General features: G+C 71.6%; 23 protein-coding genes and 1 pseudogene. 15 read left to right on the top strand and 9 right to left on the bottom strand.

Translation table 11 applies throughout. The features are described 5' to 3' along the window. Positions 1–218 precede the first annotated feature (218 nt). Both AB0B14_RS09690 and AB0B14_RS09685 read left to right on the top strand, forming a co-directional pair. Positions 219–635, top strand: a complete 417-nt coding sequence (locus tag AB0B14_RS09690) for a hypothetical protein (protein ID WP_357522165.1) — start codon at positions 219–221, stop codon at positions 633–635. Positions 636–1,039: 404 nt separating this feature from the next. Then, entirely contained in the window at positions 1,040–1,390 is a 351-nt protein-coding gene (locus tag AB0B14_RS09685) for a hypothetical protein (RefSeq protein ID WP_357522163.1), read from the top strand. 121 nt (positions 1,391–1,511) lie between these two features. Here AB0B14_RS09685 and AB0B14_RS09680 read toward each other — a convergent pair whose 3' ends face one another. Next, positions 1,512–2,729: a cell wall anchor protein gene (locus AB0B14_RS09680; RefSeq protein WP_357522161.1), complete on the bottom strand. Its 1,218-nt coding sequence runs from the start codon at positions 2,727–2,729 to the stop codon at positions 1,512–1,514. A gap of 430 nt (positions 2,730–3,159) precedes the next feature. On the opposite strand from AB0B14_RS09680, the gene rsmD reads away from it, so the two are divergent. The 9 genes and pseudogenes from rsmD (at position 3,160) to AB0B14_RS09635 (ending at position 11,211) form a co-directional block, all read left to right on the top strand. After that, positions 3,160–3,723, top strand: coding sequence for a 16S rRNA (guanine(966)-N(2))-methyltransferase RsmD (gene rsmD, locus AB0B14_RS09675; protein WP_357077771.1), 564 nt, complete (start codon positions 3,160–3,162; stop codon positions 3,721–3,723). Beyond that, positions 3,720–4,202 (top strand): pantetheine-phosphate adenylyltransferase, encoded by a 483-nt coding sequence (gene coaD, locus AB0B14_RS09670; RefSeq protein WP_357077774.1) that lies wholly within the window; start codon positions 3,720–3,722, stop codon positions 4,200–4,202. The genes rsmD and coaD overlap by 4 nt, the downstream gene beginning before the upstream one ends. Before the next feature lie 273 nt (positions 4,203–4,475). Then, a complete protein-coding gene (locus AB0B14_RS09665; protein ID WP_281899866.1) occupies positions 4,476–4,973 on the top strand; it encodes a hypothetical protein in 498 nt (165 codons plus the stop codon). 110 nt (positions 4,974–5,083) lie between these two features. Continuing rightward, on the top strand, positions 5,084–5,647 hold the full coding sequence (locus AB0B14_RS09660) for a YceD family protein (protein WP_110562455.1): 564 nt from the start codon (positions 5,084–5,086) through the stop codon (positions 5,645–5,647). Between the two features lie 5 nt (positions 5,648–5,652). Then, a complete protein-coding gene (gene rpmF, locus AB0B14_RS09655) occupies positions 5,653–5,826 on the top strand; it encodes a 50S ribosomal protein L32 (RefSeq protein ID WP_252416735.1) in 174 nt (57 codons plus the stop codon). Between the two features lie 114 nt (positions 5,827–5,940). Next, positions 5,941–6,927, top strand: coding sequence for a phosphate acyltransferase PlsX (locus AB0B14_RS09650; protein WP_357077779.1), 987 nt, complete (start codon positions 5,941–5,943; stop codon positions 6,925–6,927). Beyond that, positions 6,924–7,631, top strand: a pseudogene (rnc, locus tag AB0B14_RS09645) (ribonuclease III); the annotation flags it as partial. The gene AB0B14_RS09650 and the pseudogene rnc, both read left to right, overlap by 4 nt. Before the next feature lie 280 nt (positions 7,632–7,911). Further along, positions 7,912–8,769, top strand: coding sequence for a bifunctional DNA-formamidopyrimidine glycosylase/DNA-(apurinic or apyrimidinic site) lyase (gene mutM, locus AB0B14_RS09640; protein WP_357077782.1), 858 nt, complete (start codon positions 7,912–7,914; stop codon positions 8,767–8,769). Between the two features lie 222 nt (positions 8,770–8,991). Continuing rightward, positions 8,992–11,211 carry an MMPL family transporter gene (locus AB0B14_RS09635; protein ID WP_357077785.1) on the top strand — a complete coding sequence of 740 codons (2,220 nt, stop codon included), beginning with the start codon at positions 8,992–8,994 and terminating at the stop codon, positions 11,209–11,211. 174 nt (positions 11,212–11,385) lie between these two features. Here the strand turns inward: AB0B14_RS09635 and AB0B14_RS09630 are convergent, their stop codons facing one another. Together AB0B14_RS09630 and AB0B14_RS09625 are read right to left on the bottom strand one after the other, a co-directional pair. Next, positions 11,386–12,228: an endo alpha-1,4 polygalactosaminidase gene (locus AB0B14_RS09630; protein WP_357522159.1), complete on the bottom strand. Its 843-nt coding sequence runs from the start codon at positions 12,226–12,228 to the stop codon at positions 11,386–11,388. 119 nt (positions 12,229–12,347) lie between these two features. Further along, positions 12,348–13,637 (bottom strand): CAP domain-containing protein, encoded by a 1,290-nt coding sequence (locus tag AB0B14_RS09625; protein ID WP_357522157.1) that lies wholly within the window; start codon positions 13,635–13,637, stop codon positions 12,348–12,350. Between the two features lie 373 nt (positions 13,638–14,010). On the opposite strand from AB0B14_RS09625, the gene AB0B14_RS09620 reads away from it, so the two are divergent. The 3 genes from AB0B14_RS09620 to AB0B14_RS09610 all read left to right on the top strand — a co-directional run bounded on the left by AB0B14_RS09620 (position 14,011) and on the right by AB0B14_RS09610 (position 18,776). Then, on the top strand, positions 14,011–14,205 hold the full coding sequence (locus AB0B14_RS09620; RefSeq protein ID WP_030487463.1) for a hypothetical protein: 195 nt from the start codon (positions 14,011–14,013) through the stop codon (positions 14,203–14,205). 336 nt (positions 14,206–14,541) lie between these two features. Next, a complete protein-coding gene (smc, locus tag AB0B14_RS09615; protein WP_357077794.1) occupies positions 14,542–18,156 on the top strand; it encodes a chromosome segregation protein SMC in 3,615 nt (1,204 codons plus the stop codon). Beyond that, positions 18,156–18,776: an HAD-IA family hydrolase gene (locus AB0B14_RS09610; RefSeq protein WP_357077797.1), complete on the top strand. Its 621-nt coding sequence runs from the start codon at positions 18,156–18,158 to the stop codon at positions 18,774–18,776. The genes smc and AB0B14_RS09610 overlap by 1 nt, the downstream gene beginning before the upstream one ends. Positions 18,777–18,783: 7 nt before the next feature. Here the strand turns inward: AB0B14_RS09610 and AB0B14_RS09605 are convergent, their stop codons facing one another. The 6 genes from AB0B14_RS09605 to AB0B14_RS09580 all read right to left on the bottom strand — a co-directional run bounded on the left by AB0B14_RS09605 (position 18,784) and on the right by AB0B14_RS09580 (position 24,391). After that, a complete protein-coding gene (locus tag AB0B14_RS09605; RefSeq protein ID WP_357077800.1) occupies positions 18,784–19,305 on the bottom strand; it encodes a DinB family protein in 522 nt (173 codons plus the stop codon). 60 nt (positions 19,306–19,365) lie between these two features. Further along, positions 19,366–19,896 (bottom strand): DinB family protein, encoded by a 531-nt coding sequence (locus AB0B14_RS09600; RefSeq protein ID WP_357077803.1) that lies wholly within the window; start codon positions 19,894–19,896, stop codon positions 19,366–19,368. 42 nt (positions 19,897–19,938) lie between these two features. After that, positions 19,939–20,433, bottom strand: coding sequence for a universal stress protein (locus tag AB0B14_RS09595; protein ID WP_357077805.1), 495 nt, complete (start codon positions 20,431–20,433; stop codon positions 19,939–19,941). A gap of 9 nt (positions 20,434–20,442) precedes the next feature. Continuing rightward, positions 20,443–22,062, bottom strand: coding sequence for an MDR family MFS transporter (locus AB0B14_RS09590; protein WP_357522155.1), 1,620 nt, complete (start codon positions 22,060–22,062; stop codon positions 20,443–20,445). Between the two features lie 150 nt (positions 22,063–22,212). After that, positions 22,213–22,653, bottom strand: a complete 441-nt coding sequence (locus AB0B14_RS09585) for a MarR family transcriptional regulator (protein ID WP_357077811.1) — start codon at positions 22,651–22,653, stop codon at positions 22,213–22,215. A 10-nt stretch (positions 22,654–22,663) separates the two neighbouring features. Further along, positions 22,664–24,391, bottom strand: coding sequence for an alkaline phosphatase D family protein (locus AB0B14_RS09580; protein ID WP_357522153.1), 1,728 nt, complete (start codon positions 24,389–24,391; stop codon positions 22,664–22,666). Between the two features lie 150 nt (positions 24,392–24,541). Between AB0B14_RS09580 and ftsY the strand changes: the two genes are divergently transcribed. After that, positions 24,542–25,729, top strand: a complete 1,188-nt coding sequence (ftsY, locus tag AB0B14_RS09575) for a signal recognition particle-docking protein FtsY (RefSeq protein ID WP_357077817.1) — start codon at positions 24,542–24,544, stop codon at positions 25,727–25,729. The last annotated feature ends 2 nt before the right edge of the window (positions 25,730–25,731 follow it).

The raw sequence follows: 25,731 nt of genomic DNA, 5'->3' as shown, positions 1-25,731 counted from the left end.
GATACGCCGTGGGTAAAGCCGTAAGTGTTGGAAATCTCGAGCGTTCGACGTCCCGAGACAAAACTGCCATCGTTGCATATCTTCGTTCCGGGGTGCCGTTAGTAGTTGTGCCTGGCAGTGTCCGTGATCCCCTGGCTTCGATGGATCGTGCAATTTTAGCCGGTGAGAGCGTCCTAACGGATGGCGTGTGGGTCTGGCCCCGGATAGTGGCAGAGTTGGTGAACGTGCACGACCTTGCTGTTCCCGGTGATTTTCACGCACACATGGAAGCGTCCGCTTTCGCTCCGCCTCGTCTGACTGAGGGCGAAGTGCGCGAAGTTTTTGTCGATGCCAAACAGGCGCTTTCGTTCGAACCACGTGTCGGAACGGCCCGGGAGAGATTGCTAATTCTCGACGTGCGCGATGTTCATGATGATTCCGTTGTCTGCACGGCACGAGCAGAGGGAGGGTCGCTTCGTGAGGGGCAGAAATTGTGGAACCTTCCTTATGGTGATGCCCTGACGATCGGAAAAATAACTGGTTCCGCTGGCCGCTTGGGTCATCTGTCTGACGGTCAGACGGCCAGAGTGACTCTTGTAGGTCCCGGGTTCGGCCAAGTCGCAGCGGGGGCAGTTCTGATTGTTTCGGAAAAATAATCGTTTCAGTCTATGTGCGGTGGGTCATGCGTCGCGATGCTCTTTCTGGTAGGTCTCTTGATTACTCAGGAATAAGTTTCACGCCGACCAGGACGGTGTCTGTAGAGGGCCCGGCTCAGCCAGCTGCCGTAGCGGGCGACTGCGACGAATGTGCCGCGGCCAGGAGGGCCGCGCTGGCGTTCGACGGGCGCTACGGAGGGCTTTCGGTGGTGTCGCTGGGCGGGCCGCTAGAGGGCCGAGTGACGTTTGGTGCCGACGCTCGCAGCATCCCGCGACACCGGGGACGGTGCGGGAACATCTTCCGCTGCGGTGACCACCCCTCGATCCAGTGTGCCATCGCCGCTGCAGCTGACGGGACTCTCGGCTGTTCCTGGTCTGGAGAGTTCACTCCACTGTTCGATTCTGTGGAGTCGTTCATCGAGAACGCCGCGGCGTGGGGCGACGTCCAGGGATGGCGCTATGTGGCAGTAGGTGACCTGCCACTGGACCTCGTGCTGGATACTTTCGACGAGCTGACCCCAGATGTCCGAGCCTCGGGGCAGTTCTCTGGTTGGTGGACCGCCCAGGACCTGACAGTGATCGCTCAGCGATATTTGAACCCGGCAAGGAGCAGGCACCCGCAGGTCTCCGTCGCGGCGAGGACCCCCGGGGGGCAGGAGCAGGCCCGACATCGCCTTGCTGTGGCGGGAGCGGAAGAGATTGCCTTCAAGGCAGCCGAACTGAGCGGAACGGTGTCCACACTCCGCCTTGACTGACCTTGGCCCATCAAGGACTGTCCAGAGGCGGGCCGGAACGAGGAATTGCCCTCCGACAATGACCGAGGGCGCGCCGACCAGATGGTCGACGCGCCCTCAGTTGTTGTCAGAGCGGGTTGTCTCAGGCGGTGAAGCGGACCCGACGACGACGCGCCATTACGAACAGACCAGCACCAGCGGCGAGCAGCACCACGGCGCCAGCGATGATCCCACCGGTCGCGGCACCGGTCAGCGGCAGCGCCGGCTCATCCTTGTCGCCGCCACCCTGGCCCGGGTTGCAGTCGGCCGGCTTCTCCCAGGCGATCGGGCTGGTGTCGTCGAGGCCCTCGGCCGCCGGCGTCACGGTCAGACCCTCGGACGCCGGGAACTCGACGACCACGGTCTTGCCGGGCTCGACGGTCCGCTTCTGCGCCTCGCCCTTGTTCGGGGTCAGGGTCACCTCGAACGCCTTGCCGTTCGCCGGGTTGGCGAAGCCGAAGATCAGCTTGTCGCAGGTGGACTCGAAGCCCGCCTGGGGCTCGCCGGGCTTGACGCAGTCCTCCGGCGTGGCCCAGGTGTAGGGCTTGCCGACCGGCTTGTCACCCTCGCTGACGGTGATCGCGCCAGCCTTGGCCGGAACGACGATGTCGCTCTTGCTGGCGCCCGGCTTGACGGTGTAGGTCTGCGAGAAGCCCGTCGCCTTGACGGTGAGCTTGGCGTCGGCCGTAGCGTCGGCGCCGTTGGCCAACGTCACCGTGACGGCACCCTCACAGTCGGAGGCGAAGCTTGCGGTGGGGACGGTGACCGCAGCCGGCGGAGTCGTCACGGTGGGGCTCGGGGTGGGGGTCGGGCTGGCCGGCGGCGTCGTGGGCGGCGTCGTCGGCGGCGTCGTCGGGCTCGCTGGCGGGGTGGTCGGCGGCACGTCCTTCGTGCAGGTGCCGCGGAACGTCACAGTGCCCTTGGTGGCGTTGTCCTCCGGGTAGCCGTCATCCCACTTGGCCTTCACCGCGAGGGTGGCCTGCGTTGCCGAACCCGGCACCCGCTGCACGCCCGTGATCGGGGTGTTGACGTTGTACGGGTACTCCTTGCGGTCCGACACCTTGATGTTGGTCACCGTGGTGTTGGCGGGCGTGAGTTCGACAGTACGCAGCTGGAAGAACTTGGAGGAGTAGTGGGCCTTGCTCTTCACGGTCCAGGTCACCACCCACTCGCCGGTGGTGGTCTCGCAGACCGCTTTGCCGCTGACCTCGGAGTAGTGGGCGCTGGCGGGGGACGCCATGACGCCGACACCGGTGAGGCCGATCAGCGCGCCTGCGGCGATGGCCGCGATGCGCCGCAACGGAGACTTGGGGAGGTTCAACGCCTGCTCCTGGTGAGGGGGGTACGGATCGCGTGCGGTGAGGTCGGGAGGCGGGGCGACCGGGTAGGTCGTCTGCTCACCGGGACGTCGCGACGCGGGGGTGTTCCCGCGCGAAGCGGGGACAGAGGGTGACTGTACTGACGAGTCATGAATGAGGGGAGTTCTCATCATTGCCATCGGGCAATGTAGTTGATTCGTGATCTTTGATGAACGGAAGGTGGTCAACTGATCACTGAGGACGGGGTGGTGCCCATGGTCGGCTGGCGGCTCCGCAGTGGACCGGGCGGCGGCGACAGAGGTCAGGGGCGTTTCAGACGCGACGGACGCCGTCAAGACCCAGCGGAGATGTCGTCCGGGGTGGCGATACGGCGGTGCTGGTCGTGGTCGGCGCCGGCTCGCGTAGCGTCGCGGGCATGAGCAGGAGGAGACGGTGACCCGGATCGTGGCCGGGACGCTCGGCGGGCGGCGGATCGCCGCGCCCCCCGGCGCCGGCACCCGACCCACCTCCGACCGGGTCCGGGAGGCGCTGTTCAGTGCCGTCCAGGCCGAGGTCGACCTCGACGGCACCCGCTTCGCCGACCTGTACGCGGGCTCCGGTGCGGTCGGGTTGGAGGCGCTCTCCCGGGGTGCCCGGCACGTCCTGCTGGTGGAGTCCGATCCGCGGGCGGCTCGGGTGATCCGGGAGAACGTGGCGACCCTGGGCGTCGGCCCGGCTGTCCGCCTGGTTGCCGGGAAGGTCGCGACGGTGCTGGCCGCCGGCCCGGACGGCGGGCCGTACGACGTGGTCTTCGCCGACCCGCCGTACGCGGTGCCGGATGCGGAGATCACCTCGCTGCTGACGACGCTCGTCGATGGTGGCTGGCTGGTGCCCGACGCGCTGGTGGTGGTGGAGCGGTCCAGCCGTACCAGGCAGTTCGACTGGGTGGAGGGGATCACCCCGGACCGCAGTCGCCGGTACGGCGAGACCACCCTTTGGTACGGTCGCCGATCATGAGACGTGCGGTGTGCCCCGGTTCGTTCGACCCGGTCACCAACGGACACCTCGACATCATCGGGCGGGCCAGTCGGCTCTTCGACGAGGTGGTGGTTGGCGTCCTGGTGAACCAGTCCAAGAGTGGCCTGTTCACCGTCGAGGAGCGGATCGACATGCTCCGCGAGGTGACCTCGTCGTACGGCAACGTGCGGGTCGAGTCGTTCCGCGGGTTGCTTGTCGACTTCTGCCGGGCCCAACAGGCCAGTGTGCTGATCAAAGGCCTGCGGGCGGTCAGCGACTTCGACTACGAGTTGCAGATGGCCCAGATGAACATCGGGCTGGCCGGCGTCGAGACGCTCTTCATGCCGACCAACCCGCTCTACTCGTTCCTCTCCTCAAGCTTGGTCAAGGACGTGGCGAAGTGGGGCGGCGACATCTCCGCCCACGTGCCCGACCCGGTCCGCGAAGCCCTACAGGCCCGCCTGGGCCCCCGCCCCTGACCCAAACCCCACCCGCACCCCACCCCGGCGATCTTGCAGTTTCGGTCGCCGGTTCGTGGTTTTTGCGGCAGTTGTCGCGGTAGAAAGTGCAAGATCGCGGGGCGGGGCCGGGGCTGGGCGGCGGGGCGGCGGCAGTGGGTGGCGATGTCGCGACGCGCCGGATTGGGGTGGATGGGGCTTGTGTGGGGCGAGCACGACATGATTGGTGACGCGGGGAACGGCCGTAGCCCGCATCATGGAGGTCGGCCGAGGAACGACAGGAGTGAGGTACCGGTGGACCCGCTCGATCGCATCGACGAACTGATCGCCATGGTGGAGCAGGCCCGCTCCGTCCCGATGTCGCGCAACAACTGCATGGTCGACCGGGGTGAGATGATCGCTGCCCTCGACGAGATGCGCGCCGATCTCCCCGCCGACCTGCGTCGCGCCGCCGCGCTCCTGGAGGAGCGCGACAAGATCATGGAAGCCGGCAAGCGCGAGGCGGACCGGATCATCAGCGAGGGTGAGGCAGAACACGCCCGCCTGGTCTCGGTGAACGAGATCACCGTGTCGGCCGAACACGAGGGCGCCCGGATCATCGCCGAGGCCCGGGCCGAGGCCCAGCGCCTGCGTGAGGAGGTCGACGACTACGTCGACACCGCCCTGGCCAACTTCGAGCAGTTCCTCACCCGGGCGCTGGCCTCGATAGAGCGGGGCCGGGACAAGATGCACGCACTGCGGGAGATCGGCACCTTCGGTGGGGATGAGGCGGAACGCCCGCTACCCTTCTGAGCGGCACCTCACCAGCCGACATTCTCGCCCGGGTGTCGCCCCCGGTTCGACGGTCCGGCGGTCGCCCAGGTAACCTTTTTTGTCGGCCTCTCACCGGCCGGAGTCTGACTATGCCCAAGCACTCGCCATCGACACTCAACCCCAGGTCGCCGCTGGTCCTCGACACGAGGGACCTGCCGCGCCGCCCTGGCGCGTTGCGTGAGGTCCAGCGGGTCGTGCCGGCACCGGCGGACCTCGGTGTGGAGTTGATCGGCGTGCCGGAGGGCGCGGACCTCGACCTCGATCTGAGGTTGCAGTCGGTGTCCGAGGGCGTGCTCGTCTCCGGGACCATCACCGGTCCCGTCCGGGGCGAGTGCGGCCGTTGCCTGCGCGAGATCAACGACTCGATGGGCGTGACGATCCAGGAGCTGTACGCGTACGAGGACAGCACCACGGACGCCACGACCGACGAGGACGAGGTGGGCCGGATGCAGGGCGATCTGATCGACCTGGAGCCGGCGCTGCGGGACGCGTTGGTGCTCACGCTGCCGACCAACCCGCTCTGCCGGGAGGACTGCCCAGGGTTGTGCCCCGAATGCGGGGCGCACTGGGACGATCTGCCGGCCGACCACAGTCACCAGCAGATCGACCCGCGTTGGGCGGGCCTGTCGCAACTGACCGTTACAGAGGAGTAAGAACCGTGGCCGTCCCGAAGCGCAAGATGTCGCGCAGCAACACCCGGTCCCGCCGGGCGAACTGGAAGGCGACGGTGGTCGCGACCATCGCGTGCCCGCAGTGCAAGTCCCCGAAGCTGCCGCACGCCGCCTGCTCCGTCTGCGGCACCTACAACGGCCGCCAGGTTCTCGAGGTCTGACCTGGACGCCGAGTGACGCCCCCGACCCCAGGTCGGGCGGCGCGCGCACCCTGGCATTCGCCCGGTGCCCCGGCTTCCTCCGACGCCGGCCGGCCCACTCCGGCCGGCGTTCCGATGGAGCCGGGCACCGCGCGGATCGCCGTTGACCTCCTCGGCGGGGACGACGCTCCCGCCGTCGTGGTTGACGGCGCTCTGCGGGCCATGCGCGCCGATCCTGACCTGCACCTGCTTCTCGTCGGCCCGGCCGAGGTCGCCGACGAGCTGATCGCTGCCCTCGATCCGCCGCAACGCGCGCGGATCACGGTGCGGCCGGTCCGCGATGTCGTCGGCATGGCCGACCATCCCAGTGCCGCCCGTGCGGAGAGTACGGTCCGGGCCGCGGTGACCGCCGTACGTGACGGGACCGCCGACGCCCTGGTCTCCGCCGGTGCCACCGGTGCCACCGTCACCGCGGCCGTGCTCGGCCTCGGCCGCTGGCCGGAGATCCGCCAACCCGCGCTCGCCGCCACCCTGCCCACCGTTGCCGGGCCGGTCGTCCTCCTCGACGTCGGCGGCTCGCTGGAGCCCCGCCCGGCCACCCTCGCCCGGCACGCCGTACTCGGCGCCGCGTACGCCGCGGTGGCGCACTCGATCACCGCGCCGCGGGTCGGGCTGCTCTCGGTCGGCACCGAGGCCGGCAAGGGCGACCGGGTCCGCCGGGCCACCGACCCGTTGCTCGCCGTCGAGCCACTGCCCGGTGGGGCGCGCTACGTCGGCCTGGTCGAGGGGTACGACGTGACCCTCGGTTCGCGCGTCGATGTGGTTGTCACCGACGGCTTCACCGGTAACGTGCTGCTCAAGGCCATCGAGGGCGCGTACGCGATGGCTGGTGGGCCACCCGCGGAGGGCGGCGCGCCCCGCGCGGCCGCCCTGCTGGGCGTCGCGGGGACGGTGGTCGTCTGCCACGGTTCCGCTCGCGCCGACGACGTCGCCTCGGGCATAGCTCTCGCCGCCCACCTGTGGCGGCGGCGCGCCACCGATCTGGTCTCGGCGTTGCTCGACGGCGACGCCGCGATGGACCGCACCGACCGCTCCACCGACACCGAGGTACGCACATCATGAGCAACGACAAGCGGCGGCGGGCGTCCGTCGGTCATCTGGAAGCCGCGTTCGGCGTGAGCCTGGAGCCCGAGCTGCTACAGCGTGCGTTGACCCACCGCTCGTACGCGTACGAGAACGGGGGGCTGCCCACCAACGAGCGGCTGGAGTTCCTCGGTGACTCGGTGCTCGGCGTGGTGATCACCGCCGCGCTCTTCCACAACCATCCGGACCTGCCGGAGGGGCAGTTGGCCAAGCTGCGGGCCAGCGTGGTCAACATGCGGGCGCTCGCCGACGTGGCCCGTGGCCTGGGCCCGGACGGCCTCGGCGCGTACCTGCTGCTCGGTAAGGGCGAGGAGACCACCGGCGGCCGGGACAAGGCGAGCATCCTCGCCGACACGCTCGAAGCGCTGCTCGGCGCGATCTACCTCCAGTACGGGCTGGACACCACCGCGATCGTCATCCACCGGCTCTTCGACCCGTTGATGGCCGAGTCGGCCGGTCGGGGCGCCGCACTGGACTGGAAGACCAGCCTGCAGGAGCTGACGGCGGCGCTCGGGCTCGGCGTCCCGGAATATCGGATCGAGGGCACCGGCCCCGATCACCTCAAGACGTTCACCGCCTGGGTGGTGGTGGCCGGCAACCGGTACGGCGGCGCCGAGGGGCGCAGCAAGAAGGAGGCCGAGCAGCGGGCCGCCGAGGCCGCCTGGCGGACGCTCGCCGAGCAGAACGGCCAGGCCGGCGCCGACGGGCAGGCCGGGCGGGCCAGCGCCGACGGCGGAGCCAGCGCCGACGGCGGAGCCAGCGCCGACGGGCGGGCCAGCGCCGACGGGCAGGCCGGCGACGACGGCCGGGGGCAGCTGATCGACCCGGACGGCTCGACCGACCGGGACGAGCCGTTCGGGCCGCTGGAGCGCGCCGGGCGGGCGGCCGAGGCCGAGCAGGCCGACCACCTCGCGCAGGCACTGCCGGCCGGGGGTGCCGACGGCCACGAGACGGGGTCACGACGTGCCTGAGCTGCCCGAGGTGGAGACCGTCCGGCAGGGGCTGGCCCAGTGGGTCATCGGCCGTCGGATCGCCTCCGTCGAGGTCCGCCACCCGCGCGCCGTACGCCGGCACGTCCCTGGTGGCGTGCACTTCGCCGACGTCCTCGCCGGACGGACCGTGCTGGACGCGCGCCGTCGCGGCAAGTACCTGTGGTTGCCGCTGGACAGCGGCGACGCGATCATCGGGCACCTCGGGATGTCCGGTCAGCTGCTGCTCCAGCCATCCGGCACCGCGGACGAGGCCCACCTGCGGGTCCGGTTCCGGTTCGCCGACGACGGCCCGGAGCTGCGCTTCGTCGACCAGCGCACGTTCGGCGGGCTCGCGGTCAGCGAGGGCGGCGCCGACCTGCCCGACGAGATCGCGCACATCGCCCGCGACCCGATGGACCCGGAGTTCTCCGACGCGGGGTTCGTCGCCGCGCTGCGCCGCCGGCACACCGAGGTGAAGCGGGCCCTGCTCGACCAGACCCTGATCTCCGGGGTGGGCAACATCTACGCCGACGAGGCGCTGTGGCGCGCCGGGCTGCACGGCGGCCGCCCCACCGACGCGCTGACCGGCCCCGCCGCGCAGCGCCTGCTCGGCCACGTCCGCGACGTGCTCGCCGAGGCGATCCGGCAGGGCGGCACCAGCTTCGACGCCCTCTACGTCAACGTCAACGGCGAGAGCGGCTACTTCGACCGGGCACTGAACGCCTACGGTCGCGAGGGCGAGCCCTGCCGGCGGTGTGGAACGCCGATCCGCCGCGAGGCGTTCATGAACCGATCCTCGTACAGTTGCCCGCGCTGTCAGCCACGGCCCCGGGGTTCCCTTCGGGGATGACCCGGAGTCGAGTCCGGGTCGGCACCGGCGGGTCGCGGCCGGACGCTCCGGGCTGCACCCCGGCGTACGCCCGAATCGCGGGTTGATGCCCGTCCGGCGGGCCCGGCGCCCCCGGTGTACCGGTTCCGGGGCGAACCGGGGCCGTTCCCCGATGTGACCGCCTCGTCACGCACCTAACGTCAGCACCGTTGACAGGGGGTTGACGTGACAGGGGGACCCGAGATGGGGAGAAGACCGGTGACGGTGCGGCTGGCGCGGTGGAGCGCCGAGCACCCGTGGCGGGCGATCGCACTGTGGGTCGTGTTCGTGGCGGTGTGCTTCGTCGGCGGCAGCGCCGCCGGGCTCAACGAGGCCACCAGCGCCGACCAGGCGATCGGCGAGGCGGGGCGGGCCAGCCTGATCGTGGACGCCGGTGACTTCGACGATCCGGCCGTGGACAATGTGCTCATCACCTCGCGGGGCGGTGCGCTGGACCAGACAGCGGCGAAGGCGGCGGCCGACGACGCGGCGGCCCGGCTGCGCACGGTCACCGGGGTCGCCGAGGTGGGGCAGCCGGTCACCGCCCGGGACGGCTCGGCGCTGCTGCTGCCGATCACCATGTCCGGCGACCCGGAGACCGCCTCGGATCGGGTGCAGCCGCTGCGCGACGTCACCGCGTCCGTGCAGAGCGCGCACCCGCAGCTGCGTGTCGAGCAGGTCGGCGGGCCGTCGATCGGCCAGGCGCTCGACGACACCCTGGGCAAGGACTTCAAGCGTGCCGAGCTGCTCAGCCTGCCGGTCACCCTGGCCATCCTGATCATCGCGTTCGGCGCGTTGATCGCGGCCAGCGTCCCGGTGCTGCTGGCGCTCTCCTCGGTCGCCGCCGCGATGGGCCTGTCCACGCTCGCCTCGCACCTGGTGCCGGCCACCGACACCACGTCACCGGTGATCCTGCTGATCGGTATGGCGGTGGGGGTCGACTACTCGCTGTTCTACATCCGCCGCGAGCGGGAGGAACGGGCCAAGGGCCGCTCCGGCCTGGACGCGGTGGAGATCGCCGCGGAGACCTCCGGGCACGCCGTGGTGGTCTCCGGTGTCGCCGTGATCATCGCGATGGCCGGGCTGCTGCTCGCCGGCGACGTGGTCTTCTCGTCCCTGGCCGTCGGCTCGATCCTGGTGGTCGCCGTCGCCGTGACCGGTTCGCTGACCGTGCTGCCCGCCCTGCTCGCCAGGCTCGGCCGCTGGGTCGACCGGCCCCGGGTGCCGCTGCTCTGGCGGCTGACCGCCCCGCGCACCAACCGTCACGGCGAGCCGCGCAAGCCCCGGCTCTGGCCGGCGGTGCTCCGGCCGGCGCTGCGCGCACCGGTGGTGACGCTCGTCATCTCGGTCGGCCTGCTGCTCGCGTTGGCCGCACCTGCGCTCGGCATGAAGCTGAAGTTCCCCGGCATGGAGGACCTGCCGCGTACCACCCCGGCCATGCAGGCGTACGACCGGCTCACCGCCGCGTTCCCCAGCACCGGCACCAATCACGTGGTGGCCGTCAAGGCACCGGCCGAGCAGGCCGACCGGGTCCGCGCCGCCCTCACCGACCTCGCCGGCAGGGCCTCCGGCGATGCGCTGTTCGCCCCGGCCGAGGCGGACGGCCCCAAGATCGAGGTGTCGGCCGACCGGCGGGTGTCGGTGCTCGACGTCGCCACCCCGTACGCCAGCCGCGACGACCGCTCGGTGCAGTCGCTGGAGAAGCTGCGCGAAGACCTCGTCCCGGCCGAGCTGCGGGGCATCCCCGGCATCGAGTACGCGGTCGGCGGCAGCGTGGCCGACAGCGAGGACTACGCCCAGCACGTCCGGGACAAGTTGCCGCTGGTGATGGGCTTCGTGCTGGTGCTCACCTTCCTGGTCATGGTGCTGACCTTCCGGTCGGTGGTGGTCGCGGCCAGCTCGATCGTGCTGAACCTGCTCTCCGCCGGTGCCGCGTACGGGCTGCTGGTGCTCATCTTCCAGGGCGAGTGGGCCGAGGGCCTGCTCGGCTTCACCTCGATGGGCGCGATCGTGTCCTGGCTGCCGCTGTTCCTCTTCGTGGTGCTCTTCGGCCTCTCGATGGACTACCACGTCTTCGTGGTCAGTCGGATCCGGGAGGGAGTCCGGGCCGGCATGCCCAACCGGGACGCCGTGTCGTACGGGATCACCTCCTCGGCCGGCGTGGTGACCAGCGCCGCGATCGTGATGGTCGGCGTGTTCTCGATCTTCGCCACGTTGAGCACGATCGACATGAAGCAGCTCGGCATCGGCCTGGCGGCGGCGATCCTGTTGGACGCCACGATCATCCGGGGAGTGGTGCTGCCAGCGTTGATGACCATGCTCGGCGACGCCAACTGGTGGGCCCCGCGTTTCCTGCGCCCGCGCCCCGCACCCGCGCCGGCCGATCCGCCGGCGACCACCCCGGAACTGGTGCCGGTCCCCTAACCGCTCCACCCGCCCCACCCGTCGCCCTCGCCGCTTGATCAACTCGGTTTCACGGATGTCGCGGTATCCCAGGCCGTTCGATACCGCGACATCCTGAAAGTCGAGTCGATCAAGCGGCGAGGGCGGGTGGGGTGTGGCCCAGGACGCGACCGTGGCCGCCGGGGCGCAGCCCGGTCAGGGGAGGGGGCAGGCTTCTCGCCACGCGTCCAGGTCGCGGTCCTTGCGGATCGAGGCGAAGCCGTAGCCGACGGTGGTGACACAGAAGTCGTCGGTCGAGGCGGCGTACTCCACGTGGAAGACCGGCTTGCCCGCGTCGGCGAACGGCAGCAGTTTGGCGCACTGGCCCAGCCGGACACACTCCTCGTTGACCGCGAAGTCGAAGTCCGGGGCCAGCGCGGCGAGTTGCGGCACGTCGTTGACCAGCCCGGGGGAGAGGCTCAGCGAGCGGGCCAGCTCGGCGAGTCGGCGGTTGAACCACAGTTGGTCGTCGAAGTCGAGCGGAAAGCCGGTGCGGGACGCGTACCCGTCGGCGTCGGCGAGCGCGACCGCCCCGAAGCCCTTGCCCCGGCACAGCCGGAACCGGTCGGCCAGCACCGGCTTCAGCGCGTCCCAGCTTCGGACGTCCAGCCAACGGCTGTCGGGTCGGCGGGCGGGCCCGCCCCGCACGGCGTCCGGGAGCCGGCTGGCGTCCGGGTCGGTGGAGCGGACCGAGCCGACGTGCACCTGGCAGATCAGCCGGCGGTCCCGGTTACGCAGCTCGGCGGTCTGCGCGGCGGTGGTGTCCACCGGGTCGAGCAGGAAGACGTCCGCTTCCACCGCCGGGTCGAGCGGGCCGCTGAGCTGCCACTGCCACTGCCACTGGCGGGCCTGCTCGGCCGGCCACCGGGTGGGCGCGCCGGGTGGGGTCAGCTCGGTCCGACATCCGTACGCCGGCACCACCAGGACCAGCGCGACACCGACCGACAGGACGCGGCGCAGTGGGCGAACGGCGACGCGTCGCCGCGGCCGGATCCGCATCGGCAACTCCCGGGTCCCGGACGGCCCCGTCGCCGCCCTTCCCGGTACGCCGCCCCCCACGCTCTGGCCCGGCGTACCTCACCGGGTCAAACGAGCGCGGGGGCGCGAACGACGCGCGGTCAGCGCGGCGCCGCGAAGACCTGCGTCCAGTACGGCCCGTTGCTGCTGGCGATGCCGACGCCGATCTCGGTGAACGCGCAGTTCAGGATGTTGGCCCGGTGACCGGAGCTGTTCATCCAGGCGTCCATCACCGCGGCCGGGGTCTGCTGGTTCCAGGCCACGTTCTCGCCGTACGTGCGCCAGGCGTAGCCGACCCGGTCCAGCCGGACGCCGGCGTTGCTGCCGTCGCTGCCGGTGTGCGACATGTTCTTGTGGTCGGCCTGGTCCTGGCTGTGCTTCTGGGCGGCGGTCATCAGCTTGTCGTTGATGCTCAGCGCCCCGCAGCCGGCCTTGGCCCGCTCGGCGTTGACCAGGTCCACCACCTCGCGGGCCTGGGCGCTGACCGTGCCGCTGGACCCGCTCGAACCGTTGGAGCCGTTGCTCGTGCTCGGCGCGCTGGTGCGCGCCGCGCCACGCCGCGACGCGGCGGTGGTACGCGACGACTCCGGGGTGGGCTTGACGGTCTTACTCGGCGACGGGCTCGGCCGGGTCGGGCTGGGCGTGCTGCTCGGGGACGGCGCGGCGAGGGTGTCGAGGGTCGCCTGCTCGGTCGGCGCCGCCGACGCGGCGAACGTGTCGTCGACGGCCGTCGGCCGGCTGGCCCCGTCGTCACCGCCGGGCAGTCCGAGCGCACCGACGCCGAAACTCACCACGAGGGTGGCCGCCGCGGCCGCGCCACCGATCATCAGCGGCCGTCGCCAGCGGCGGGGGGAGCGGTGTCGCCCCTCGCCGGGCCGACCGACACCGTCGGGCCGGTCGCCGCTCGTCTCCGGGTCGGCGTCGGGCCGCCAGCCACCGGTCGTCTCCGGGTCGGCGTCGGTGTGCCAGCCACCGGCGGCCGCCCCGGCGGGACTGCCGGCCGGCCAGCTACCGGCGGCCGGCGAAGCGGTGCCGCTGGCCTGCCAGCTCCCGGGGGCCGCCGCAGCGGGGCTGCTGGCCTCCCACCCACCGGTGGCCGGCGAAGCGGGGCTGCTGGCGTGCCAGCCCTCGGTCGGCTCGTGCTCCGGGCGGTGGGCCGGCCAGGCGGCGGTGTGGTCGTCGGCCGGTGCTGTGGGGGTCTGCGGGCCCGACTGCCAGCCGGTGGGCGGCTGCTCCCGGTCCCACTCGGCGTCGGACTGGTCGGGTTCGTCACCGAACAGGTAGGCCGAGCGGGGCTCCGGGCGGTCGTGCAGCCAGGTCGGCTCGTCGGTCGGCCGCTCGGCGCGCCGGGGGGCGCCGTTCGGGTCCATCGGGTCGGTCCAGCCGTACACGCCTATGCCTCCACGGGTCGGTTGCGGGCCGGGGTGACGCTACGGCGCGCCCGCGACCTGCGGCAACGTGGCTAAGGAAGAGTTAAGGGGAACTCGGACGTCAGGGTGCGGAATTCCGTGGATCCGGGCGTACAGTAAAGGGGTCCGGACAGAGAGTGTCCGTGCCATTGCGGCAGCCCCCCGACAAGTGGACAGGTCGACGTAGAGATGATCTACGGCCTGCGAGAACTTGACGAAGGAGGGGTTTGCGGCTCAATATATAGGTGTCGCCAGCCGCGCCCGGTCATGCCCAGATACAGCCTGGAATGACAGCCGCGTGCAAAATGGGCGCGCGTTGGCCGGCCTTTCCGGCAGCGCATATCAAGGAGTCAGCATGGCGAAGGCCCTCTACGGCCACGTAGGTGCAGCGCCCGACCGGCGTCTGCTCGACGAGGTCACCAGGTTGCGTTCCAGGGTTCAGGCACTGGAGTTCGAGATCACGCGTCTGCGTGCCGACAATGATCGGCTCGCGGCGGCTGCGGCGGAGGCGGACGATCTGCTCCGTCTGGCCGAGCCAGCGCTGACCTGATCTTCGTGTCGAAAAACTGAATCGCACTCTCGCAAAATGCGCGCCGACACCTGTGTGCCGGCGCGCAACACTGTGCGGATCCTTTCGGTGCCGACGATTTATGATCTTGTGGTCGGTCGCGCCCTTACCGTGCCCTCGGTATCCGAATAGCGCGCCGATCGATAAGCCGATCATGAACGGCCCTCGTCCCTGTCGTGACCGCCAGAACAACAGCGCGCACGCGGCCCCGGGGTGGGTCGCGTGCCGGCCCGGTCCCACCACCGGGTTAGTCTGCGAGTTCACCCAGGTCCCCACAGCCGGCGACGGTACGGCGGCCACCGGACGAGGATCGAGAAGGTGTATCTCAAGAGCCTGACGGTGAAGGGGTTCAAATCCTTCGCCTCCGCCACGACGTTGAAGCTGGAGCCCGGGATCACCTGCGTGGTGGGCCCGAACGGCTCCGGCAAGTCCAACGTCGTCGACGCCATCGCCTGGGTCCTCGGCGAGCAGGGCGCCAAGGCGCTGCGCGGCGGCAAGATGGAGGACGTCATCTTCGCCGGCACCGCCGGCCGGGCGCCGCTGGGCCGTGCCGAGGTCACCCTCACCATCGACAACACCGACGGCGCGCTGCCGATCGAGTACACCGAGGTCTCCATCACCCGCCGGATGTTCCGCTCCGGCGAGAGCGAGTACGAGATCAACGGCAACACCTGCCGGCTGCTCGACATCCAGGAGCTGCTGTCCGACTCCGGCATCGGCCGGGAGATGCACATCATCGTCGGGCAGGGCCGACTCGACGGCATGCTGCACGCCAAGCCGGAGGACCGCCGCTCGTTCATCGAGGAGGCGGCCGGCGTCCTCAAGCACCGCAAGCGCAAGGAAAAGGCCCTGCGCAAGCTCGACGCGATGCAGACCAACCTCAACCGCCTCACCGACCTCACCGCCGAGCTGCGCCGCCAGCTCAAGCCACTGGGTCGGCAGGCCGAGGTGGCCCGCCGCGCCGCCGCCATCCAGGCCAATCTGCGTGACGCCCGGCTGCGCCTGCTCGCCGACGACCTGGCCACCCTGCGCACCACCCTGGACCGGGAGATCGCCGACGAGACCGCGCTGCGGGAGCGGCGTGAGCAGATCGAGGGTGAGCACGCCGAGGTGCAGGGCCGGCTCGGCGAGCTGGAGGCCGCCCTCGCCCAGGACGCTCCGCTGCTCGCCGCCGCCCAGGACACCTGGTACAAGCTGTCCGCCCTGCAGGAACGCTTCCGCTCGATCGAGCAGTTGGCCCGGGAACGGCTGCGGCACCTCAGCGCCAGCGGCGACGACGAGCGCCCCGGCCGCGATCCGGACCAACTGGAGGCCGAGGCGGAACGCGTCCGCGAGCAGGAGGAGGAGCTGCGCGCGGCGCTCACCGACGACCAGATCCGGCTGGCCGAGGCGGTCGAGCACCGCCAGGAGCTGGAACGGCAGCTCGCCGGTGCCGAGCGGGAGCTGGTCGCCGCGGCCAAGGCCATCGCCGACCGGCGGGAGGGGATGGCCCGGCTCACCGGCCAGGTCAACTCGGCCCGAGCCCGGACCACGAGCGCCGGCGAGGAGATCGAACGCCTCGCCGTCGCGCACGCCGACGCGATGGGCCGCGCCGAGCAGGCGCAGGCCGACCTGGACGCGGTGGCCGCCCAGTCCACCGAGGCCGACCGGGACAACGCGGACCTGGACGCCCGGCACGCCGAGGCGGTCGCCGTGCAGGAGCGGGCACAGGCCACCGTGCGATCGCTCGCCGACGCCGAGCGGACGGCCGAGAAGGACGCCGCCACCTGGAAGGCCCGGGAGGAGGCGCTCGCCCTGGGTCTGCGGCGCAAGGACGGCGCCGGGGCGCTGCTCGCCCGCGCCGACGACGTGCCGGGCCTGCTCGGCAGCCTCGCCGGGCTGCTCACCGTCGCGCCGGGCCACGAGGCCGCGCTGGCCGCCGCGCTCGGCGGTCTCGCCGACGCGGTCGCCGTCACCGGGGTGGACGAGGCCGTCGAGGCGATGCGGCTGTTGAAGATCTCCGACGCCGGCCGGGCCGGTCTGCTCGTCGGCAGCCCGGCGGGGCCCGGCATGACCGGCTCCGCCGACGCGCTGCGCCCGAAGCTGCCCGACGCGGCCAGGTGGGCCCCCGACCTGGTGGAGTGCGGCGAGGAGCTGCGCCCGGCGGTGCACCGGGCACTGCGCGACGTGGCGCTCGTGGACGATCTCGCCGCCGCGGCCGACCTGGTCGCCAGCAACCCGGAGCTGCGGGCGGTCACCCCGGACGGTGACGTGGTCGGGGCGTACGCGGCGGCCGGTGGGTCGGCCAAGGCCGCCAGCTACATCGAGGTGCAGGCGGCCGTCGAGGAGGCGCGCGGCAATCGGCTCGCCGCCGAGCGCGGTGGCGCGGAGCTGCGGGACCAACTCGTCGAGGCGCGCGCCGAGGTGGCCGCCGCCAAGGAGGCCGTGCAGCACGCCGCCGCCGAGAAGCGCGAGGCGGAGAGCCACCGCAACGCCGCCGCCCGCCGGTTGGCCGAGCTGGGCGCGGCGGCCCGGTCCGCCAAGGCGGAGACCGACCGTCTCGGTGAGTCCCGCGCCCGCGCCGAGGCCGCCCGACAGCGGGACCTCACCACGCTCGCCGAGTTGGAGGAGCGGCTGCGACTGGCCGAGGAGACCCCGGTCGACGCCGAGCCGTCCGCCGAGGAGCGCGACCAGCTCGCCGCCATGGTGCCGCAGGCACGGCAGAACGAGATGGAGGTCCGGCTCGCGGTGCGTACCGCCGAGGAGCGGGTCTCCTCGATCGCCGGCCGGGCCGACTCGCTGACCCGGCAGGCCACCGCGGAGCGGGCCGCCCGGGAACGCGCCGCGGCCCGGCGGGCCGCGCGTACCCGGGGCGCGGGCATCGCCCGGGCCGTCGCCGGTGGCGCCCGGGAGGCGCTCACCCGGCTCACCACCTCGATCGCGACGGCCGAGGAGCACCGCGACGCGGTCGCCCGGGAACGCGCCGCGCGCGAGGCGGAGCTTCAGGAGGTACGCGGGGCGGCCAAGCGGCTCGGCGCGGAGCTGGAGCGGCTGACCAGCCAGGTGCACCGCGACGAGGTGGCCCGCGCGGAGCAGCGGCTGCGCATCGAGCAGTTGGAGGCGAAGGCCGCCGAGGACTTCGGGTTGGACGTGGAGACGCTTGTCGCCGAGTACGGCCCGGCGCAGCCCGTCCCGCCGACCCCCGTCGACGTCGCGGCGGCCGAGCGCGACGGGCTGCCGGTGCCCGAGCCGGTGCGCTACGAGCGGCCGGTGCAGGAGAAGCGGGCCGCCAAGGCGGAACGCGAGTTGGCGCTGCTCGGCAAGGTCAACCCGCTCGCGCTGGAGGAGTTCGCCGCGCTGGAGGAGCGCTTCAAGTTCCTCTCCGAGCAGTTGGAAGATCTCAAGGCCACCCGGCGGGACCTGCTCACCGTGGTCAAGGACGTGGACGAGCGGATCCTGGAGGTCTTCGCCAGCGCCTTCGCCGACACCGCCCGGGAGTTCGAGCAGGTGTTCACCGTGCTCTTCCCCGGCGGCGAGGGCCGGCTGATCCTCACCGAACCGGACGACCTGCTCACCACCGGCGTCGAGGTGGAGGCCCGCCCGCCGGGCAAGAAGATCAAGCGGCTGTCGCTGCTCTCCGGTGGCGAGCGGTCGCTGACCGCGGTGGCCATGCTGGTGGCGATCTTCCGCGCCCGACCCAGCCCGTTCTACATCATGGACGAGGTGGAGGCGGCCCTGGACGACGTGAACCTGGGCCGGCTGATCACCCTGCTGGCACAGTTGCGGGAGAAGAGTCAGCTGATCGTCATCACGCACCAGAAGCGGACGATGGAGATCGCCGACGCCCTCTACGGAGTGACCATGCGCAGCGGGGTCACCCAGGTGATCAGCCAACGGCTCAACCGGGCCGACGAGGACGACAGGCGGCACGGCCGCGGCGAGGAGAACGGGTAGTGGCTCGGGAACGCGCGACGGCGCTCCTGCTGGACTTCGACGGCGTACTGCGCCGGTGGGACCCGGCGGTGGCCGCCGTTGTCGAGCGGGAGTACGGCCTCTCCGAGGGGGTGCTCGGTGAGATCGCCATGCAGTGGGGGCGGCTCCAGCCGGTGCTCACCGGCCAGGTCAGCCACGCCGAGTGGATGAGCAGCGTGGCGGACGCCCTGACCGAATCGGTGGGCAGCCCGGAACGGGCCCGCGCCGCCGTCGAGCAGTGGCAGGGCTATCGGGGCGAGGTCGACCAGGAGGTGCTGGCGTTCGTCCGGGAGGTCCGCGCGGCGGGCGTCCGGGTCGGGCTGGGCACCAACGCCACCGACCTGCTCGACGCCGACCTGGCCGCGCTCGGCCTGGTCGACGAGCTGGACGTGGTGGTCAACTCGTCCGCGATCGGCGTGCACAAGCCCGCCCCGGAATACTTCCAGGCGGCCTGCGTCGCGCTGGCCACCCCGCCGGCCCGGGTCCTCTTCGTCGACGACGAGGACTGGGCCGTGCGGGGCGCCCGCTCCGCCGGGCTGTCGGCGCACCGGTGGGGCGGCCACGCCGACCTGCGCTACCTGCGGGCGGCCCTGGACTACTGAGCGCCTGTCACTCGCCGGTGACGCCGTCGATGCGTTCCCGGATCAGGTCGGCGTGGCCGTTGTGCCGGGCGTACTCCTCGATCATGTGTACGTACACCCAGCGCAGGTTGAAGGTGCGTTTCTTCGCGCCGACCTCGACGAACGTCTCATCGAGCGGGTGGCCGGCGGCGGCCTCGCGGGCCAGCGCCACCTCCCGGTGGAAGGTGGCGAAGTCGGTCTCGGCGTCGGCGTCGCTGACGTCGTGGTCGGCGTCCGGATTCTCCGCGGTGAAGTACGGGTAGTCGACCGGCTCGCCGGCGAAGTTCTCCCGGAACCACCAGGCCTCGACCTCGGCCAGGTGCCGGACCAGACCGAGCAGCGTCAGCCCGGACGGCTCCACGCTCGGCGTGCGCAACTGCTCCTCGGTCAGGCCGGCGCACTTGAGCAGGAGGGTCTGCCGGTGGTAGTCGAGCCAGCCGTCGAGCATGGTGCGCTCGTCGCCGACGTACGGTTCGGGGGTCCGGGTGATCTCCGGCGCGATCCAGGTCATGCCGCGCATCCTGCCCGGCGCCCCGGACAGATTGCGAAGGATTATTACGGCATCAGCGGGTCAGTCCCCGGTGACGCCGTCGATGCGTTCCCGGATGAGGTCGGCGTGGCCGTTGTGCCGGGCGTACTCCTCGATCATGTGCACGTACACCCAGCGCAGGTTGAAGGTGGGGGTGCCGTCCCTGCGGGTCAGCGTGAACGTCTCGTCCAGTGACCGGCCGGCGGTCGCCGCCCGGGCCGCGTCGACCTCGGCGCGGAATGCGGCGAAGGCGGCCTCCGGGTCGGCGTCGGCCGCGGCGTGGAAGTCGGCGTCGTTGTCGGTGTCGAAGTCGTAGAGGTCGGGCAGGTCCTGGCCGGCGAAACGCTGGCGGAACCAGGAACGCTCGACCTCGGTCATGTGCAGGACCAACCCGAGCAGGCTCAGGCCGGACGGCTCGACACTCGCCGTGCGCAGCTGCTCGGCGGTCAGGCCGGTGCACTTGTGCAGCAGGGTGTCGCGGTGGTAGTCGAGCCAGCCCTCCAGCATGGTGCGCTCGTCACCGACGAGGGGCTCGTGGGTGCGATCGATCTCCGGTGCGTTCCATGTCGTCATCGGGCCATCCTGGGGCTCGGGTACGACAGTCGCGACAGGGTTTCAGGGCACCACGACGACGGGCCAGCGGCCGGTGCGGACCAGCCGGGTGGCGACCGAGCCGACCAGCCGGTGGCCGGCCTGCTCGGACGCCCCGACCACCACCATGTCGGCCTGGAACTCGTCGGCCGCCGCGCACAACTCGCCGTACGCGTCGCCGCGCCGGGACAGGAACGTCACCGGAATGCCCCACTGCTCGGCGCCCCGCCGGCACTCGCGGCGCAGCTCGTCGGCCACCTCGTCCTGGGAACGCTGGACCGCGCTGGCGTCCATCCCGGGCACCAGGGAGGTGAACCCGCTCGCCGCGCTGACGAAGACCACCACCAGGGCGGCGCCCTGCCGGCGGGCCAGCCCGGCCGCGTAGGCACCGGCCCGCTCGGAGGTGCGGGTGCCGTCCACGCCCACCATGATCACCCGCGGGCCGTCGGTGCCGCGTTCGAAGGGCAGCGGGCGGCTCCGGGGGCCGTACTCCTCGCGATCCGGTGCTCCCACGCTCATCGTGCTACCTCACCTCTGCTCGCCGGTGCGGACCACGGCTGCGCCAGCGCTGGCGGCGACTGTCGATTCCCGCTCGACCTCGTCGGAAACCGGGTTGCCGTTGTGCTGCCGCAGCGGCACCTCCCTGATGAAGCTCACCGCGATCAGGGCGATCAGCGCGAAGGGGGCGGCGGCCAGGAAGATGTCGCCGGCGCCGTGGCCGTACGCGCTCTCCACCACCGCCCGCAGCGGGCCGGGCAGGGTGTGCACGTCGGGCAGGGTGCCGCCGCCGCCCGAGCTGGACGCGGGGATGCCGAGCTGGGCCAGCCCGTCGGCGGTGTAGTCCTTGACCTTGTGGGCGAGCACCGCGCCGAGCGCGGAGACGCCGATCGCGCCGCCCAGGCTGCGGAAGAACGCCACCACCGAGCTGGCCGCGCCGAGCTCGTGTGGGCCGACGGTGTTCTGCACGGCGAGGACGAGGTTCTGCATGGTCAGGCCCAGCCCGACACCGATCAGCGCCATGTACACGCTGAGCAGCGTGAAGCTGGTGTCCGCGCGGAGTGTGCCCATCAGCGCGAAGCCGACGGTGAGCAGCGCGGAGCCGATCACCAGGAACCGCTTCCACCGACCGATCCGGGTGATGATCCGCCCGCCCACGGTGGAGGCGACAAGCAGGCCGAGGATCATCGGCAGGGTCATCAGGCCGGACATGGTCGGGCTCTGCCCGCGGCTGATCTGGAAGTACTGGCCCAGGAAGATCGACGCGCCGAACATGCCCACGCCGACCGCGATGCTGGCGATGACGGCGAGGGTGATGGTGCGGTTGCGGAACAGCCGCGGTGGGATCATCGGCTCGGCGGCTCGGGTCTCCACCCGGATGGCGAGGGCGCCGAGGACCAGGGCGCCGAGCACCATGGCGGCGGTCTGCCAGGAGGCCCAGGCGAACTGGTCACCGGCGAGGGAGACCCAGATCAGCAGCACGGAGACGGCCGCGGTGATCAGGGTGGCGCCCCACCAGTCGATCTGCGCCTTCCGCTTGACCACCGGCAGGTGCAGGGTCTTCTGGAGCATGATCAGCGCCACGACGGCGAACGGCACGCCGACGTAGAAGCACCAGCGCCAGCCGAGCCAGGAGGTGTCGACGATCACGCCGCCGATCAGCGGGCCGCCGATGGTGCCGACGGCCATCACGGCGCCGAGGTAGCCGCTGTAGCGACCACGCTCACGAGGCGCGATCATCGTGGCCATGATCACCTGGGCCAGCGCGGTGAGGCCGCCGGCGCCGACGCCCTGGAGCACCCGGCAGGCGATCAGCTCTCCGGTGCCCTGCGCGAGACCGGCCAGCACCGAGCCCAGCACGTAGATCAGCAGGGCGATCTGGACCAGAGTCTTCTTACTGGTCAGGTCGGCCATCTTGCCCCAGATCGGGGTGGTCGCGGTGGTCGCGAGCAGGGCCGAGGTGACGACCCAGGTGTACGCGGACTGGCCGCCGTGCAGTTCGGTGATGATCCGCGGCAGCGCGTTCGAGATGACCGTGGAGGAGAGGATCGCGACGAACAGGCCCAGCAGCAGGCCGGAGAGCGCCTCCAGGATCTGCCGGTGGGTCATGGTCACGGCGGTCGCCTGGGGAGGCGCTGTCGCCTGGCTCATCGTTGGTGCCTCCGAGCGGAGTCGAGGTGGAACGGCGGCGGGCTGGTACGTACGGGCCGCCTGAGAGTTGCCTGAAGCAACCGTATGCCTTGGTTGCCTGAAGCAACAACATGTCGGACCGACGCCACATTCCCCGTCGCGGGCGGTCAGCTACTGCCAGGAGTCGTTGAACCGGCCGAGCAGCCGGGCGAACTCCTCGACGTCCCGGCTCGGCCAGCCGTCCAGGGCACGCAGGAACTCGCCCAACCGGGCCGCGCGGGCCACGTCGAACCGGCGCTGCCCCTCGTCGGTGAGGCTGATCTGCGCGGCCCGCCGGTCACTCGGGTCCGGGTCGCGGTGGACCAGGCCGAGCACCTCCAACGCGTTGATCTGCCGGCTCAGCGTGCCCTTGCCCACGCCCAGTCGCGCCGCCAACTCGGTCAACCGGATCGACCCGCTGCGCCGCAACCAGAGCAGCAACCCGTAGGTGTTCGGCTCCAGGTTCGGGTGCACCTCGCGGGCGATCTCCCACGAGACCGCCCGGCCACGACGCAGCAGAGCGGTCAACTCGTGCTCGACCGCCCGGATCGGCTCCGGCAGGTGCTCGTCCACGGCGTAGAGACTACGGCGCGGCCGACTCGCCGCCACCGGAGAGTCGACGCCGCATCACCGGGCGTAGGTGACCGTCCTTCGTGGTGCCCTCGATGACCACGTCGGCCCCGCGCCCCTGATGGGTCAGTGTGGCGACCGCGTTGCCGAAGTAGGGGCCGGCAAGCTTGCGCCAGCGCACCCCCGGCCGGCGTACGCCCGCCGAACGGGCCAGCGCCCGGGTGGCCCCGGCCGGACCGGGCGACCAGCCCAGCCGCATCAGCGGACGGATGCCCGCCGGCACCTGGTTGTGGATCGGCGAACAGGTGAGCTGGTGCACCGGAGTGACCACCGCCGGGTCGGCGAACCGGGCCCGTGCCACGTACGAGTGGTGCACGTCACCGGAGAGCACGCTTATCGACGCCGGTGGCGCGTACGCCGGGCCGGCGCCGACCCGCGCGCCGGACTGCCGCGGCGTGCCGGTGCCGATGCGGGCGAACGTCTCCGCGAGCGCCTCGAAGGAACGCCGGAACGCCGCCCAGTGCTCCAGGTCCAGAGCGCGGCGCACCTTCTCCGCCCCGCGTGCCACCCAGGGCCGGCGCGAGTCCGCCAGCTTCTCGTTCCACGCCTCGATGTGGTGGATGCCCTGCGGCATCAGCCAGGGCAGCGAGGCGCCGACCACCAGGTGGTCGTAGACCCCGTGCGCCTGGTCGAGGAACCAGGACCACTCGCCGGGCGGCAACATGGCCCGACTGCCCGACTCGAGCACCCGGCTGCACCGGTTGTCCAACATGACCAACCGGGTACGGCCCAGGTCCAGTGCGTAACTCCACTGGTACTGCACGGCGCGCCAGCGCTCGGTGTCGTGCGCCAGGTCGGACTCCTGGTCGACCCGGTGCCCGAACTCGCGCAGCACACCTGTGGCGTCCTCGGCGGCGGCGACCTTCGCGAAGACCGGGTCGGCGGCGATCTCGTCCGGGGACAGGTTGCCCAGGTGCTGGTAGACCCAGTACGAGGCGAGCCCGCTGCCGATCCGTTCCGGCCACCACGGCTGCTCGCGCACCTCGGCTCGCCACGCCGCCGAGGTGTTCCAGTCGTCGATGATCTCGTGGTCGTCGAAGATCATCACGCTCGGCACGGTGGAGAGCAGCCAACGGATCTCCGGGTCGCGCCAGGATTCCAGGTAGAGCTTGGTGTACTCGTCGAAGCTCACCACCTGGTCGGCCGGGGCCCCCTTCGGCCGTCGCCGCCGCCGACGCAGCAGCCGGCGCACCGTGGGCGAGGTGACGTCGGCGTACACCTGGTCACCGAGCAGCACCAGCAGGTCGGGCAGCGGGTGCGACTCCGGGTCGGCCATCAACCGCCGGGCGTACGCGTCCAGCGCGTCCGGCGGCAGCTTCCGGGTGGTGGCGTGCTGGGTGGTCTCCCGGCACGAGCCGAAGATCAGACTGACCGGCTGGTCCCGGTCGTCGGCGGCCCGGGTGCGGATCACGCTCGGCGGGAAGCCGCTGCTCGGCACCGGCCAGACGAGCTCGTCGTCGACGAGTACCTCGTAGGTGGTCTCGCTGTCCGGGTCGAGCCCCTCCACCACCACCAACGCGTAGTGATGGTCGTACGCCGAGAAGGTGGGGGCGGTGCCGGTCGCGCCGGCCGCGGTGCGGACGGTGACCACGGCGGGCGCCGCCGTCTCCACCCAGATGGTCGCCCGGGTGTCGACGACTCGCCGCAGGAGTGGGCCGATGAGGAGGTGGGCGGCGGACATGCGGCCGAGCCTACCGCCGGTTCCCGGCACCGACCGGGTGCGGTGGCTGCGGAGGCGAGCACCGCCCAACCGAGCGGTGGCGGAGACCGCGAACGCCGCTCTGGGTGCGGTGGCTGGGACGCCGTCGCCGCCATCTGACAGGATTCCGGCATGGCCGAATATCTCGTCCTCGCTCTGGTCCTGCTCGGTGTGCTGATCGCCGGCACAGTCGGGCTGGTCGTGCCGCGATTGCGGCGGCGGCCCGAGCCCCCGCTTCCGCGCACCGAGGTCGACACCCGCGCCGAGGAGGATCTCGCCGGCCCGCCGGTGGCGGCACCGGAGTCCGATCTGTCCGCCGGCGTCCTGGTCGAGCCGCCGCCGGTCATCGAGGCGCCCGCACCGGTGGAGGTGCCCGAGCCGACCGCCGGCCGACTGGTCCGGCTCCGCTCGCGGCTGTCCCGCTCGCAGAACGTCTTCGGCAAGGGCCTGCTCGGCCTGCTCGCCCGCGACCACCTCGACGAGGACGTCTGGGAGGAGATCGAGGACAGCCTGATCACCGCGGACGTCGGCGTCGACGCCACCCGCGACATCGTCGACCGGCTCCGCGAGCGCACCCGGGTGCTCGGCACCCGCTCGGCCTCCGAGCTGCGCGCGCTGCTCGCCGCCGAGTTGGTCAACGCGCTCGACCCGAGCCTGGACCGGTCGCTGCGGACCGCCCCGAAGGACGGCGTACCGGCCGTGGTCCTGGTCGTCGGCGTCAACGGCGCCGGCAAGACCACCACCTGCGGCAAGATCGCCCGGGTGCTGGTGGCCGACGGCCGTACCGTGCTGCTCGGCGCTGCGGACACCTTCCGGGCCGCCGCCGCCGACCAGCTGGAGACCTGGGGCTCGCGTGTCGGCGCGGAGACCGTCCGGGGGCCCGAGGCCGCCGACCCGGCGAGCGTCGCCTTCGACGCGGTCAAGCGCGGCATCGACACCGGCGTGGACACCGTGCTCATCGACACCGCCGGCCGCCTGCAGAACAAGGTCGGCCTGATGGACGAGCTGGGCAAGGTCAAGCGCGTGGTGGAGAAGCAGGGCCCGATCGACGAGACACTGCTCATCCTGGACGCCACGACCGGCCAGAACGGCCTGGAGCAGGCCCGGGTCTTCACCGACGTGGTCAACGTGACAGGTGTGGTGCTGACCAAGCTCGACGGGACCGCCAAGGGCGGCATCGTGATCGCGGTGCAGCGCAAGCTCGGCATCCCCGTGAAGCTCGTCGGCCTCGGCGAAGGCAAGGACGACCTGGCCCCGTTCGACCCGGCGCAGTTCGTGGACGCGTTGCTGGGGACCGAGGCCACCGGACGGGACGCGTAGTC

This window comes from Micromonospora sp. NPDC049171 (assembly GCF_040648275.1).
Taxonomy (GTDB): domain Bacteria; phylum Actinomycetota; class Actinomycetes; order Mycobacteriales; family Micromonosporaceae; genus Micromonospora.
Note: the sequence above shows the minus strand (reverse complement) of the source record. Positions and strands in the feature narration are given on the sequence as shown.

Coding starts and splice junctions, on each gene's coding strand:
- AB0B14_RS09650 (WP_357077779.1), top strand. CDS start 5,941: ATGGAGCCGGGCACCGCGCGGATCGCCGTTGACCTCCTCGGCGGGGAC.
- ftsY (WP_357077817.1), top strand. CDS start 24,542: ATGGCCGAATATCTCGTCCTCGCTCTGGTCCTGCTCGGTGTGCTGATC.
- AB0B14_RS09590 (WP_357522155.1), bottom strand. CDS start 22,062: ATGAGCCAGGCGACAGCGCCTCCCCAGGCGACCGCCGTGACCATGACC.
- AB0B14_RS09595 (WP_357077805.1), bottom strand. CDS start 20,433: ATGAGCGTGGGAGCACCGGATCGCGAGGAGTACGGCCCCCGGAGCCGC.
- AB0B14_RS09630 (WP_357522159.1), bottom strand. CDS start 12,228: ATGCGGATCCGGCCGCGGCGACGCGTCGCCGTTCGCCCACTGCGCCGC.
- AB0B14_RS09620 (WP_030487463.1), top strand. CDS start 14,011: ATGGCGAAGGCCCTCTACGGCCACGTAGGTGCAGCGCCCGACCGGCGT.
- coaD (WP_357077774.1), top strand. CDS start 3,720: ATGAGACGTGCGGTGTGCCCCGGTTCGTTCGACCCGGTCACCAACGGA.
- AB0B14_RS09605 (WP_357077800.1), bottom strand. CDS start 19,305: ATGACCTGGATCGCGCCGGAGATCACCCGGACCCCCGAACCGTACGTC.
- AB0B14_RS09600 (WP_357077803.1), bottom strand. CDS start 19,896: ATGACGACATGGAACGCACCGGAGATCGATCGCACCCACGAGCCCCTC.
- AB0B14_RS09660 (WP_110562455.1), top strand. CDS start 5,084: ATGCCCAAGCACTCGCCATCGACACTCAACCCCAGGTCGCCGCTGGTC.
- AB0B14_RS09635 (WP_357077785.1), top strand. CDS start 8,992: ATGGGGAGAAGACCGGTGACGGTGCGGCTGGCGCGGTGGAGCGCCGAG.
- AB0B14_RS09580 (WP_357522153.1), bottom strand. CDS start 24,391: ATGTCCGCCGCCCACCTCCTCATCGGCCCACTCCTGCGGCGAGTCGTC.